Below are 14,738 nucleotides of genomic sequence, written 5' to 3' on the forward strand. Positions count from 1 at the left end.
TGTTTAAGATCAAATTAGATGTAAATTAAATTATATACAAAATCAGATATAATATCAACACAAATTAAAAATTATAAAGTTTATTAAAATAACATAATTTTATTTAAAATAGTTTAATATAGAGTTATATTGATTTTTATATATTTTTCATTTAGTTTATATGCCATCCAAAGTTATCTAAACAAATGAAATAATATTTATTTTTAAAATTTTTTAAATGTTCATATAATTTTTTATAAAAATTTAGTATTCAAAATAATTTAAATAATAGTATTAGTGATTATTAGCATTATTAGCATTATTAGCATTATTAGCATTATTAGCATTATTAGCATTATTAGCATTATTAATATTACTAATTATACTTAGTATTATTATCAACTTGTTAAAAATTATTAGAGTTCTTTAACTGTAATTTTATTTTAATTTTAAGTTATAAAGAGTAGTTTTTTTCTTTCATTAAAGTTTTGAACCATCCAGATATTTTCAAGTCTTTAATTTCTTCAATATCAACCCATTTAAAATCAACATGTTCATTACTTATTTTTATTTCTGGAATTTCAGAAGTAATATTAACATTCATAACAACAGCTATAGTCTTTTTATGAGGAAAATCTTCTTGAACTGCTCCTATTAAATCGCTTAACTCAATAGATAAGTTTGTTTCTTCACTAAATTCACGGATGAGTGCTTTGTCAAAGTCTTCTCCTGGTTCAACTTTCCCTCCAGGAAGTTCCCACCGACTAGGATTTGTTTTAGACTTAGGATGTCTTTTTAATAGTAGAATTTTTTCATCTTTTTTTAATAATCCTCTCATTACTAGACCATAGGGTTTTTTCATTTTATCAACTCTTAACTGTTATTTTTATATTTTATATAAAATATATTATTACTCTTCAATATATTATTAATTATCTAACCTTATTCATAAATTATGTAAATTTATTTATAATCATTTATAATCATCTATAATTATCATAATTATTCATATTTTTAATATTGGAAATTCAAAAAGTTTAAATACTATTATTTAAAAATAGTTGATATATCAATTAAAATTTATTTAACAAGTTAATCTATTGTTAGGAAAAGGTCATTGTATGGAATATGTTTTTGATAAAAGTGATTTATTATTTGAATTTATAAAAATAAACTACAAATTAAGAAGGATACTTCAAAATAAATTTAAATATTATGATATTACATTTGAACAGTGGTATATGTTATATTTTATATATCAAAATGAAGGATGTAATCAAAAAATGCTTTCAAAAGCTTCAAATAGAGATACTGGAGCTATCACAAGAAGTTTGAATATTCTTGCTGATAAAGGACTTATTGAAAGAAAAGTTTCCTTTCAAGATAAAAGAGAGTTTTTAATATATTTAACTGATAAAAGTTTGAATTTATATAAGGATACATCTAAGTTAATGTTAGAAAATTCTCAAGAGATTAAAAGTATTTTTACTAAAGATGAACTTGAAAAACTATTTTACTTATTGGAAAAATTAGATTTGAATTTATAATTTTTTATCTTTAGTTTTTCTATATATTATATATACATCTTTTTTATCTACAGTTTTTTGTATATGATGCTTTTGTATATGATTTTCCATAATTCAATATGATTTCTTATTCTATATGAATTTTTTCTCATATTTTTAATTTAATTATAATAATTTTTAATTTAATTTATTTAATCTAATTAATTTAATATTTTTAATTTACTTTATTTAATCTATTTAATTAATTTAATTTATTGACTATCTAAAAATAGCTGATATATCAATAGTTGATATATCATTTATAATAAAAATTAAGGAGGTATTAATTGTCATCAAATGAATCAATTAAAAATGAAGGATTGCCTTCATCTGTATGGTTGCTATTTATTGCAATTATCACTGCATTAATGGGTATGGGACTTATAGGACCTGTTTTACCAACACTCTCAACTCAATTGGGAGCAAGTCCTAGTGAAGTTACTTTGTTATATAGTAGTTATAATATTGTAATGGCAATAGGTGCACTAATTACAGGAGTTATATCTACAAGACTAGGTCTTAAAAAAGCTTTACTTATTGGTATTATTATAATTGGTGTTTTTGCAGCTATTGCAGGATTTGCAACTAATATTTGGACTATCATTGGCTTACGTGGTATTTGGGCATTAGGAAGCTCTCTTTTCTTTGCTACAGGGCTTGCTGCTATGGTAACTGTTGCAGGAGTTTCAAAAACAAAGTCAATTGTTTTGTTTGAAGCTGCTGTTGGAATAGGAGTTGCAGCAGGGCCATTAATTGGGGGAATTCTTGGACAATTTTCATGGAGATATCCATTTATTGGAATTGGAGTGATGATGGTTATTGTATTTTTATTATTATTCACTAAATTACCCAATGTAAAAGAAGATCTCGGTACAAAATCAAACACTTCTTTAAAAGAACCTTTTCGTGCAATGAAAAATAGATCTATTGCAGTTTTGGGAATTGCTAACTCTCTTTATAATTTTGGTTTTTTTACATTATTAGCTTATAGTCCATTGATACTAGGATTAAATCCCTTTAATATAGGACTTATATTTTTAGGATGGGGTATTCTTCTTGGTATTTCTTCTTATTTCATAGCACCGAGACTTGAAAAGACTTTTGGAACAATTAAATCATTATATGTCATGTTAATTTTATTTACAATTCTTCTTTTAGTCATGGGCATATTTACATCTGATTTACTCATTATATCTGGATGTATAATTATTTCTGGTTTATTGTTTGGAAATAGTAATTCTTTATTTACTAATGCTGTAATGACAACATCGCCTGTTGAAGCCTCAACAACATCGGCTGCTTTTAGTTTTTTACGTATGATAGGTGGAGCTATTGCACCTTTTTTAGCTGGGATTCTAACTGAATTATATGCTCCTAATACACCGTTTATTGTTGGAAGTTGTTTTGTTGTAAGCTCTATTATAGTTATAGTACTAAATAGGAACTATATCTGTCCAAAATCTAAAATTAAAAGTGAAAAACCAGAGCAAACTCTACCAAAACAAACTTTATCAAAGCAAACTCTTAAAGTAAAAGATTTCATGATTTCAAATGTTATTTCTATACATCCTGCTGCTGAAATTAAAGATTTACTAAAATTATTTTCTAAACATAATATTGGAGGAGTTCCGGTTGTCAATGATCAAAATAAGCTAATTGGCATGGTTAGTGATGGGGATATCATAAGATATCTTGCTCCAAAAGACTATTCTGCCCATGATTTTATATACAATATATTAATTGAAGAAGGAGAATCAGAACAAGAAGTTTTAAATAATAAAATAACTGATAGTATTGATAGCTTGATAACTAAAAGAAAATTATATTATTTAAACGATAATGATACTTTAGAAAAAGCTATTCAAATTTTATCTCAGAATGAGTTTAAAAAACTCCCAGTATTAGATTCAAATAAGCATGTTATTGGTATTATCAGTAGAGGAGATATAAATAACATTTTAATGAAGATGTTAGTACATAGATAATAGAATATATAATATTAGGATAATATTAAAAAGCTTTATTTAAAAACTTTTATTTATTAAAAAACTATCTTTAATCATTATATTGAGTATAATACTCTTAATTAATTATAGTACTTTTAATTAATATAATAGTTTTAAATTATAATACTTTTAAATTATAATATTTTTAAATTATAATATTTTTTTGTATTTCTTTTTTAATTTTAGCTCTATTTTTAACCTTAATAAAAATTCATATAATAAATTCATATTCTTATAAAAAACTTATATTATTCCTATAAAAAGCTTATATAATATAAAAAAAATATTATTTATTAATAGCTATTAACTAAATTTTGAGAATGTGAGCATAAATATTTAAAATAATAATTTATTTAATAATTTATTATATTGCATCAGGTGAATTAAATGGATTTAAATCTTAAAATTAATGATAAAGGTCATGTGGATATTGGTGGAGCAGATGCTACTAAACTTGCAGAGGAATATGGAACTCCTTTGTATGTTATTGATGAAGATAGAATAAGAGATAATTATAAAAGAGTTTTTAATGCTTTTACTAAATATTATTCTGATTTTAAAATACTTTATGCTTGTAAAGCTAATACTAATCTTTCTGTAATGAGAATACTCGAAGAAGAAGGTAGTTGTATTGATGCAGTTTCTCCAGGTGAGGTTTTCACCTCTTTAAAAACTGGTTTCTCTTCTGATAGGATTCTTTTCACTGGAAATAATGTTACTAACGATGAATTAAGATATATTGATGAAACTGGGGTTAGGATAAATTTAGATTCTGTTTCTCAGTTAAAAAGATTAGCTGAAATTGTTGATCCTGAAGGATATAAGATTTCTTTCAGAGTAAATCCTATGGTTGGTGCAGGACATCACGAACACTGTATCACTGGTGGAGAAATGAGTAAATTTGGTATTAAAGAGAGTGAAGCAGTAGAAGTTTATAAATTAGCTAAAAACATGGGTTTTGAACCTGTTGGAATGCATACTCATATTGGTTCAGGTATTTTAGATCCAGAACCTTTCAAGTTAGCTACAACTGTCTTAATGGATATTGCTGGGAAAGTTTCTCAAGAAGCAGATATTGATTTCGAATTTTTAGATCTTGGTGGTGGTCTTGGAATACCTTATGAACCAGAAGAAAATTTACTTGATATTGATCCATTTGCAGAGGAAATAACTGGGATATTTAAATCAAAATTATCTGAATATGGAATGGATGGGACAAACAAACCTTCTATGTATATAGAACCTGGAAGATATCTTGTTGGTGATGCATCAGTTCTTTTAACTAGAGTTAACACTGTTAAAAATAGTTATCGTAAATTTATTGGTGTAGATTCTGGATTTAACACCCTTCTTCGCCCAGCAATGTATGGATCATATCATCATATTGTTGTAGCTAATAAAGCTAATGAAACTTCTGAAAATGGAGCAAAAATTGAAAAAGTTGATGTTGCTGGTAATGTATGTGAGTCTGGAGATTTGTTTGCAAGAGATAGGCCTCTTCCGATAATTGAAGAAGGTGATCTTTTGTCTATAATGAATGCAGGAGCATATTCATTTTCTATGGCTTCTCAATATAATTCAAGACCAAGACCAGCTGAAATTCTTGTGAAAGATGGAAAGTCTGAAATAATAAGGGAAAGAGAAACTTACGATGATCTTTTCAGAAACCAAATTCTTCCTAAAAGGTTAGAAAATTAGTTTAATGGTTTATTAGTTTAGTTTAATTATTACAAATTTAACTATTAAATGGTTTAATAATTCAAAAGAGGTTGTAAATGAATTTATCAGGATTAAAGTTTTCTAAAATGCATGGTCTTGGAAATGATTATGTTGTTATAAATGAATTTAATGAAGAAATAATCCCAGAAAATGAAAAATCTCGCTTTTCAATTGATATATGTAAAAGAGGTTTTTCTATTGGTGCTGATGGAGTAATCTTTGTTTGTCCAGCTACAGATAATGGTGAAATAAAGTTCAGAATTTTCAATGCAGATGGCAGCGAAGCTGAAATGTGTGGTAATGGTATCAGATGCTTTTCTAAATATGTTTATGATAATAATATCATTAAAAAAGATAAAATCAATGTTGAAACTTTAGGTGGATTAAAAAAAGTCGAGATCACTGTTGATGAGAAAAATAAAAATTTATCTAAATTTTTTAAAGTTAACATGGGTTTATCAACTTTTAAAACTTCAGAAATTCCAATGATAGCTAGTGTGGATGAATTTTTAGATGAGGTATTAATTGTTAATGATGAAGAGATAACTATGACCACAGTTAGTGTTGGCAATCCTCATGCAGTAATATTCACAGAAAATACTAATTTTTCTGATTTGAGTAGTGTTAATTTAGATATTTATGGTCCAGCTATTGAAAATCATGAGGCATTTCCTCATAGGATAAATGTCCATTTTGTTGAAATAATTTCTAAAAATGAAATTAAAGTTATCACCTGGGAAAGGGGTGCAGGGTTTACCTATGCTTGTGGTACTGGAGCTACTTCCTGTGTCTTATCTGGTTTTAAACTTGGAATTTTGGATAATAATGTTTTAGTTCATCTTCCTGGGGGGGATTTGGAAATTGAAGTTTATGAAAAAAATGATAGATTAGGAGCATTTATGAAAGGAGATGCAGAATTAGTCTTTAATGGTGAAATAGCTTAAGATAATTTTTATTTATTTCACGTATTTAATAAAAATTAATTATTTTTCACTAATAATTATTTTTCACTAATTTTTTCATTAATAATTTTCAATTAATAGTTTTAATAATATTTTTAATAATATTTTTCATTATATTTTTTATTAATATTTTCATTAGTATTTTATTCAATTTATTATTCAAGTTATTATTAAATTTATTATTAAAATTTTAAAAGGTATAAAATTTCAAAAAGGCAAAAATATATTAATACCTTCAATAAGAATATATTAATATTATCAAAGATAGGATAATTTTTCATAATTTTTATTTTAATATAAAACTTTAAAAATACTTATTGAAATTATGTCCAATGATATTCTGTAATCTTTAGATTGTTATTATATTTAATTACTTAATAACATATCTATATTACTATTTACATGTTATAATTATACGAGGTTATTTAAATGCAAAGATCAAGAGGATTTAGAAGTAGATCAAGAAATAAAATGACTAAGGTTTCAAGACCTGGAAGATCTAACCCTATAACTAGAAAAATTCAGAAATTTAATAATGATGATTTAGTACATATTATTATTGATCCTAGTATCCATAGAGGTCAACCACATCCAAGATTCCATGGTAAGACAGCTAAAGTAATTGGATATAAAGGAAATGCTTATGTTTTAGCATTAAACGATGGTAACAAAGCTAAAGAATTGATTGTTAGACCAGAACACTTGAAACCACAAGAGTGATTCTATGATAGGGAAGAAAGCATTAGAAAATGAGCCAATTCCTGCAGCTAAAGTAAAAGAGATACTTGAAGACTTTCAAGAGAAATATGAATTAAGTTATGAACAGAATTTAACTTTAGATCATGTTACAAAGTTCAATAAACTTTCTTTAGAAGATACTGAAGAGTTAATAGGGAAATTAGAAGAGATAGTTAAGAAAAAGCATGCAGTACGTATTGCTGACTTAATGCCTAAAGATTTGTCTGATTTAAGACTTTTGTTTGCTAAAGAAAGATTACCTATATCAAAAGAAGAATTAGAAGAAATTCTTTCTATTGTTGATGAATATAGGGATGATGAATAGATTTTGCATAACTTATCTAATTTTTTAACTATTATTTAATAGCTTATTATTGTTTAATGATGAGCTATTGAATTGTAACTGTTCTATATTATAAATTTATTGATTTCAATATTTTTATAGATTTCATATTGATATTTTGTATTTATTATATTATTAACTAAATCAATAATTAATAAATTAATTATTTAATAATAGGTTTATTATCTATTTAATAGGTTTATTATTAATAGATTTATTATTAATCATTGTTTTTAATATAATATTTATTAGAAGTCTTTTTTTATTTTACTATTATTAATTGGTTTAATTATTAGTTTATTTTCTATAATATTATTTATAATTAGCTTTATAATTAAAATATTATATTATGTTTAGTTTCACATAACTAATTAGAAAATAACTTTAATAATTTTTGATATCAGAAATTATTTTAATTATAGATTAAATAACTATTTAATGATTTTTTGTAGTTTATAATTCATAATTATATTTTATTGCTATATTTTTATTTAATAATTTATGATTATCGTATTAAATCAAATAATATTAATATGGTTTAAAAGTTTTTAATTATATCATAATTTTAATTATATAGAAAAGTATTAAATGTAATAGAAACAATATGAAGATAACTATAACTTAAAATGTTCTTTAATTTAAACAATTTACATATAAAATTACATTAAAAATTACATAATAGTTACATAATAATTACATAATAATTACATAAGAAGTATTAAGAATTATATATAAATACTAAATATAAAAATTTACACACAGAATTAATATAAAAACTTATAATCTTAAGGCAGAGTATTGAATTATAAAAATAAAAATCTGTGCTTAATGTTGTGATTAAATGGAAGATAATGCAGTAATATTAGACTATTTACCTTTAGGCTATGTAAAGGAAAATATGTCTACCTTTAAGAAAAAGCCTGTTGCTCAGGCTATCGGAACCGAAAACTTTACTTTATTAGAGTTAATTCCAAAAGACAATGTTGATTTAGAGATTCATGAAAATGTATACATCGGTGCAGGAAAAAGAGACAAAATAAGTCGGGTTAAAGGAAAACTTGATTTCGAAAATTTGACTGCAACAAGTAGGATTGAAATTGATTATGTTATTAGTGAAATAATAATGAATCATGAAGATAAGTATATTAAATGGATTAATGAAGCCGGACCTTTAAGCACACGTTTGAATAAATTAGAACTATTACCTGGTATAGGTAAAAAGCATATGTGGGCTATTATTGAAGCAAGAGAAGAAGAACCCTTTAAAAATTTCAATGATTTAAAAGAGAGAGTTCCTTTACTTAAAGATCCTATTGATAGTATTGCTAAGAGAGTGAAAATGGAACTTGACACTACTCAACCGAAAAGAGGTAAAAATAAGTATCGTGTTTTTACTCATTCTCCAAGAAGGCATGACTCAAAAAATAGAAAAAGACAAGGTAAAAATAAGCATAGGAGAAGAGATTAATAGATTAATTTTTATTTTATTTATTAATCTTTTTATTTTATAATTTTCTTTATTTTTTTGTTTTTTTATTTTTATTCTGTTTTTCATAATAAATTCATATTTATTAATTTCTAAATGTTGATTTATATCTCTTGAATATCTATTACCTATATTTATTATCCATATTTATTATCTATATTTATTATCAATATTTATCATCTATATTTATTAATCCTTATTTATCAAGTTCTATTTAATAATTATTGTTTGCTGATTCCTATTTATTGAAGTGATAATTTGAAATCTAATGAAAATAATGAGCATAGTTTTTCTTTAGCTACTGAAACTAAAAATATACTTCAAAAGCATGGAATTCGCTTAAATAAAAATTTAGGGCAAAATTATTTAATTGATGATTATAAAAGAAAAAAGATAATTAATTTTGCTAATATTTCAAAAAATGACACTATATTAGAAATCGGTCCGGGGATTGGAACATTAACAATAGAACTGTCTAAAAAAGCTAAAAAAGTAGTAGCTATTGAACAGGATAAGAAAATATTTGAAATTTTATCTGAAAGAATAGAAGAGGAAAATGTTAGCAATATAGATTTAATAAATGACGATGCACTAAATGTTGAAATATCAACTTTTTCAAAATCTAATAAGATAGTTTCTAATTTGCCTTATCAAATATCTTCTCCAATAACTTTTAAATTTCTGGAATTTGATTTTGATTTAGCTATTTTAATGTATCAAAAAGAGTTTGCTAATCGTATGATAGCTAAAGTAGGCGATAAGAATTATTCAAGACTTTCTGCAATGTTGTATTTTAAAACAAGTATTGAATTTTTAGATAATATATCTCCTCAGTCCTTTATTCCACAACCAAAAGTAAATTCAGCTGTTGTTAAGCTAACTCATATAAAAAATGAAAGTTTTTTTTCAAATAAGACTAATGAAAAGGATTATTCAGTGGTATGTAGAGCAATTTTCCCTCATAAAAATAAGAAAATTAGAAATGCTTTAATTGATTCAAGAAATATTTTAGGCTATTCTGATAAAAAAATATTAAGGGATTTATTAGATTCTAGTCCTGAATTAGAATCATTTTTAGTTAAAAGAGTTGTAAAAACCTCTCCTGAGGAAATATTAGAATTAACTAGTTTGATTAAACCTATATTATGGGGATAACTTTAGAGTAAATTGTAAAATAATAGGAATGGATTGTATGAAGATTGGAGAGTTTAATATTGAATTAGAAAAGATGGTTTATGAACCATCAGATGATAGCTTTCTTTTAATTGATAATTTGAATATAAATCCTGGTGAAAAAGTTCTTGAAATAGGAACAGGGTCTGGAATAGTTGCAATGTATGCTTCAAAAGTTGCTGGTGAAGTTGTAGCTACTGATATTAATTTTAATGCTATTGAAATTGCTGAAAAAAATTTTTTGTTAAATAATATTGATAATATAAATATTCTTTTTGGAGATTTATTTGAACCTCTTGAATCTGAAGGTTTTGATGGAAATGGAAAATTTGATGTTATTTTATTTAATACTCCATATCTACCAACTGAAAATGATGAAATTTTAGAAGATGATTTAAATTATGCATTTGATGGTGGATTAGATGGAAGAAAAGTAATTGATCCTTTTTTAAATCAAGTGAAAAATCATCTTAATAAGAATGGAAAGGTACAGCTTATTCAGTCTTCACTTTCTAATATAGAACAAACATTATTAAAACTAGAAGAATTAGGATTTTTAGTTGAGATTACTGCTAGTGAAAAATTTTTCTTTGAAGAAATTGTATTAATAACCGGATTTTTAGATTAATTGATTATTATTAAATTAAAATTAAGTTAAGTCTATTAATATAAAACAAAACATGAAATAAAGTATGAAATAAAATGTAAATGTAAAATATGATATAAATAATAGGATATAAATAATTATAAAAATAGAAATTAAAATAAAAATAGAAAAAAAATATTTTTTAAAGTTTAACCTTGAATAGTCACCTTTAACATTTTATCTCCTTGTTTCACTGAATTAACAACATCCATTCCAGAGATAACTTTTCCAAAAACAGTATGAACACCATCAAGGTGAGGTTGAGGTGAATGAGTTATAAAAAATTGGCTTCCTCCAGTATCCTTACCTGCATGTGCCATGGATAAAGCACCAGTTCCATGCTTATTATCGTTTATTTCACACTTGATTGTGTATCCTGGACCACCAGTTCCATTCCCTTTTGGACATCCGCCTTGAATTACAAAATCATCAATAACTCTATGGAATGTTAAACCATCGTAAAATCCTTCTTTAGCTAACTTTTCAAAGTTAGCAACAGTATTAGGGGCATCTTTTTCAAATAATTCTAACTCTATGTTACCTTTTTCAGTTTCAATAATAGCTTTTTTCATAATATCACCTAAAACTTATTTAAATTTAGATCAATGTCTAAAACATGTTAAACATTCGAAATATAAGAAATATTAAATATAAAAATACTTAATATACAATATTTAATATAATAACATTAATACAATAATATTCAACATAATACTATTGATATAATAATATTTGATATAAAAATATATTATAAAATTATTTAACTATATATAATTATATTATTTAATAATTAATACAATAATAATTAATCTAATTATAATTAATACAATTATTCGATTATATAATATAATTATTCAATATATAAAATATATTCGATAATATGCAAAATCATTCTATTATATAAGAATCATTTTATTATATAAAATATTAATTAATATAAAAATATCTAAATTATATCAAAATTTTTTATGTTTTTTATTGTATAACTATTTTTTGATATAATTAATAATAATAGATAAATTAATAATTATACTATCAGTAATTAATATTTTACTATAGATAACCTAATAATTATAGATAAATAATAAATATGGATTCAACCATTTTAATTTATTAAAAAACTAATATAAAATAATTAAAGAATTAATATAAAACTAATAAAGAATTAATATAAAAAGTAATAAAGAATTAATATAAAATTAATAAAAATTATAAAATAATTAAAATAAATTTTATCATAATAAATAAAATTTATTATACTAATTATTATACAATTAGTATTATGTTAATATGAGGAAACACAATGAATAACAAAGAAATCATCGATTTAGACTCTAAATATATTATGCAAACTTATGGACGCCAACCAATAGCTTTGACTCATGGTAATGGAGCTAATATTTGGGATGCAGATGGAAATGAATATTTAGACTTTTTTGCAGGAATAGCTGTAAATGTATTAGGTCAGTCACACCCAAAAGTAATTGAAGCTATTCAAAAACAAGCAGAAAAGTTGATTCATGTTTCTAATGTTTACTATACTGAAGAACAAGTAAAACTTGCGAAAAAATTAGCTGAAATAACTATTTTTGACCGTATTTTCTTTGCAAATAGTGGTGCTGAAGCAAATGAAGGAGCTATAAAATTAGCTAGAAAATTCACTGGAAAAGGTGAGATAATTGCCACCAATAATTCTTTTCATGGAAGAACTCTTGTGACTGTTACAGCTACTGGTCAAGATAAATATAAAGAACCTTTTAAACCATTGCCTTCTGGATTCATTCATGTACCTTTTGGTGATAGTAAGGCAATAGCTAATGCTATCACTGATGATACTGCTGCTGTTCTTATTGAAGCTATTCAGGGAGAAGGAGGTATTGTAGTTCCTCCAAAAATGTATTTAAAAGAAGTTGAAGCTATATGTCGTGAAAAAGGGGTTCTTTTTATTCTTGATGAAGTTCAAACAGGTTTTGGACGTACGGGAGAGATGTTTGCTTATGAATTATTTGGAATTAAGCCAGATATTATGACTATAGCTAAAGCTCTTGGTAATGGATATCCAATTGGTGGGCTTTTAGCTAGAGGTGAAGTTGTTGAGGGTTTTGATTATGGTGATCACGGATCTACTTTTGGTGGAAATCCTCTTGGATGTGCTGTGGCTTTGACTGTCATTGAAACAATTAAAGATGAAAATCTTCTTGAAAATTCTAAAAATCTTGGAAACTATCTTAAAAATGAATTTATTAATTTAAATGAAAAATATGATTTTATAACTGATGTTCGTGGTTTTGGTCTTTTTTTAGCTATTGAATTAGACAGAGATTCTTCTGAAATAACAAATAAGATGAGAGAAAGAGGATTTTTAATTAATTCAACTGCTGGCAATGTTTTAAGGTTTGCCCCACCTCTTATAATAACAAAAGAAGAAATTGATAAAATGATTTTAGCTTTAGATCAAGTATTTTCTGAGATTTAGTTAAAAATTTAATATTTATTTTTTTCGTTATTATTACTAATATTATTACCATTACTAATATTATTATTACTATTATTTTTATTACATTTATTATTTTTATTACTTTTAATATTCTTTTTATTACTAAAAAAATTATTTAAATAATATATAATTTTTAATATTTTAATTTTATTATTTTATTAACTTAATATTAAATTTAAAATTATCCTACTTCGATAACGTCTAATTCTTTACAGATTGATTTTGTATTTAATATTTGACTAACACTTGGATTTGTCCTTGAATTATCACTTGAAATGAGTTCTTTGATATATAACCCACCTTGTGTTTTAACTATCATTTCAAATGTGTTAGAATTTATTAAATTGGTTGAAACTTCTTTTACTTCTCTTTCACGAACTTTATCAGCTCTTCTATGAGATACTCTTTGAGGAGTTCTCTGTTTAATTATGGTGTTTTCAAGCTGTTTAATTTTAGATAAATCTTTTTCTGAGATTTTTGCTTCACATTCTACTAAAGCACGATAAACTTTAAATGTATCTGGTGATGAAACTTTTATTTCGGCCTTTCTATTTCTTTCAGTAAATTTAAGATCATTATATTCAGTTTTTCCTTCTGAATATTCATTAACCTTATTTGTTATACTGTACAAATCCAATTTTCTAAATTTTGGTTCTTTTATTTCTAGTACAAATGGACGTCCTTCTCCCAACATTCTAACATCGATATCTTCTCTTCCAGCTCCATGGAATTTAGCTTCATATCCATTTGTTTCTTTTAGTACTATATTTGAGATTAATTCTTCTACAGATTCATTATACATCTTACCAGTTCCGTTACATTCATCACAACCTTTTCCTTTACATTTCCTACAAGGCCACTTAGTTTGAGGAATGCCACGAATTAATTTTTTATATTTTCCTTCTATAAATATTGGATTTATCTGAATTCTAATCTTAATTTTTGATAAATCTTCTGCATTTTCTTCTTTATCTTTATCAAGAATTTTTCTCAAATCTACCATAATTACAATATCTGGATTTTCAAAATCAACAGTTTTATTTAATTTAACTTCTATTAATTTCCCTATTTCTCTATTAATTTCCTTTTTAATGTTTTCTACATCTAAATCTAATATATTATTTAGTTCTTCATCCTTTTCTAAGATTTTATTAGGTATTTTTGATCCAATTAAAAATGTTTCAAATTTTAAATTTAGATAATCAATCTTTTCAATGATTTTTTTTAATATATTTTCATTTGCAATGTTTTCATGAACTTTAAAAAGAATATCATTACATATTTTACATGAAGAAGATTTTTTATAATTATAATCCTTTTCAGATAGTTTTTCATTAATTAATTTGCCTCTATTTCTATTTCCAGAAATATTTTCTAATTCTTTTAAATTAGAGAACTTTCTTCCAAGACAACAGTTACAAATGTTCTCATTATTTAGTTTTATTAGCTCTTTAGCTTTTTTAAGATTGTATTGATCCATGTTATCATTTAAATAGTTTATTAAATTAGTATGATATTAATTATCAGAGTTCATTTTAATTATAAGGTTTATTTTAATTATAAGAATTCATTCAGTATTACTTTAGTATTCTATATTATTTTACTATTCTGCATTACTTTAGTT

Annotated in this window: 13 protein-coding genes; 10 read left to right on the forward strand and 3 right to left on the reverse strand. The window is 24.3% G+C overall.

Annotation, left to right across the window (positions count from 1 at the left end; genetic code table 11):
- Positions 1-433: 433 nt before the first annotated feature.
- Complete coding sequence (locus tag MarbSA_RS06545) at positions 434-841, reverse strand: NUDIX hydrolase (RefSeq protein ID WP_054835126.1); 408 nt, start codon at positions 839-841, stop codon at positions 434-436.
- 259 nt (positions 842-1,100) lie between these two features.
- Here MarbSA_RS06545 and MarbSA_RS06550 point away from each other — a divergent pair, with 259 nt between their 5' ends.
- The 9 genes from MarbSA_RS06550 (at position 1,101) to MarbSA_RS06590 (ending at position 10,599) form a co-directional block, all read left to right on the forward strand.
- Positions 1,101-1,526 (forward strand): MarR family winged helix-turn-helix transcriptional regulator, encoded by a 426-nt coding sequence (locus MarbSA_RS06550; protein ID WP_054835125.1) that lies wholly within the window; start codon positions 1,101-1,103, stop codon positions 1,524-1,526.
- A 305-nt stretch (positions 1,527-1,831) separates the two neighbouring features.
- Positions 1,832-3,529 carry an MFS transporter gene (locus MarbSA_RS06555; RefSeq protein ID WP_221061232.1) on the forward strand — a complete coding sequence of 566 codons (1,698 nt, stop codon included), beginning with the start codon at positions 1,832-1,834 and terminating at the stop codon, positions 3,527-3,529.
- A 408-nt stretch (positions 3,530-3,937) separates the two neighbouring features.
- The gene (gene lysA / locus MarbSA_RS06560; protein ID WP_054835109.1) at positions 3,938-5,248 is read left to right on the forward strand and encodes a diaminopimelate decarboxylase; all 1,311 of its coding nucleotides are present in this window, start codon (positions 3,938-3,940) and stop codon (positions 5,246-5,248) included.
- A gap of 77 nt (positions 5,249-5,325) precedes the next feature.
- Positions 5,326-6,213 (forward strand): diaminopimelate epimerase, encoded by an 888-nt coding sequence (dapF, locus tag MarbSA_RS06565; protein WP_221061233.1) that lies wholly within the window; start codon positions 5,326-5,328, stop codon positions 6,211-6,213.
- Between the two features lie 447 nt (positions 6,214-6,660).
- Entirely contained in the window at positions 6,661-6,951 is a 291-nt protein-coding gene (locus MarbSA_RS06570; RefSeq protein ID WP_042702858.1) for a 50S ribosomal protein L21e, read from the forward strand.
- 4 nt (positions 6,952-6,955) lie between these two features.
- A complete protein-coding gene (locus MarbSA_RS06575; protein WP_042702860.1) occupies positions 6,956-7,294 on the forward strand; it encodes an RNA polymerase Rpb4 family protein in 339 nt (112 codons plus the stop codon).
- A gap of 859 nt (positions 7,295-8,153) precedes the next feature.
- Entirely contained in the window at positions 8,154-8,780 is a 627-nt protein-coding gene (locus MarbSA_RS06580) for a DUF655 domain-containing protein (protein WP_042702862.1), read from the forward strand.
- 276 nt (positions 8,781-9,056) lie between these two features.
- Entirely contained in the window at positions 9,057-9,953 is an 897-nt protein-coding gene (gene rsmA, locus MarbSA_RS06585; RefSeq protein WP_221061234.1) for a 16S rRNA (adenine(1518)-N(6)/adenine(1519)-N(6))-dimethyltransferase RsmA, read from the forward strand.
- A gap of 43 nt (positions 9,954-9,996) precedes the next feature.
- Complete coding sequence (locus MarbSA_RS06590) at positions 9,997-10,599, forward strand: HemK2/MTQ2 family protein methyltransferase (RefSeq protein ID WP_155930742.1); 603 nt, start codon at positions 9,997-9,999, stop codon at positions 10,597-10,599.
- A 167-nt stretch (positions 10,600-10,766) separates the two neighbouring features.
- On the opposite strand, the gene MarbSA_RS06595 is transcribed toward MarbSA_RS06590, so the two are convergent.
- Positions 10,767-11,189, reverse strand: a complete 423-nt coding sequence (locus tag MarbSA_RS06595) for a peptidylprolyl isomerase (protein WP_042702866.1) — start codon at positions 11,187-11,189, stop codon at positions 10,767-10,769.
- Between the two features lie 731 nt (positions 11,190-11,920).
- On the opposite strand from MarbSA_RS06595, the gene MarbSA_RS06600 reads away from it, so the two are divergent.
- The gene (locus MarbSA_RS06600; protein WP_221061235.1) at positions 11,921-13,093 is read left to right on the forward strand and encodes an acetylornithine transaminase; all 1,173 of its coding nucleotides are present in this window, start codon (positions 11,921-11,923) and stop codon (positions 13,091-13,093) included.
- A gap of 202 nt (positions 13,094-13,295) precedes the next feature.
- Here MarbSA_RS06600 and MarbSA_RS06605 read toward each other — a convergent pair whose 3' ends face one another.
- Positions 13,296-14,594 carry a tRNA pseudouridine(54/55) synthase Pus10 gene (locus MarbSA_RS06605; protein WP_054835563.1) on the reverse strand — a complete coding sequence of 433 codons (1,299 nt, stop codon included), beginning with the start codon at positions 14,592-14,594 and terminating at the stop codon, positions 13,296-13,298.
- Positions 14,595-14,738 lie beyond the last annotated feature (144 nt).

This window comes from Methanobrevibacter arboriphilus, assembly GCF_019669925.1.
Lineage (GTDB): Archaea > Methanobacteriota > Methanobacteria > Methanobacteriales > Methanobacteriaceae > Methanobinarius > Methanobinarius arboriphilus_A.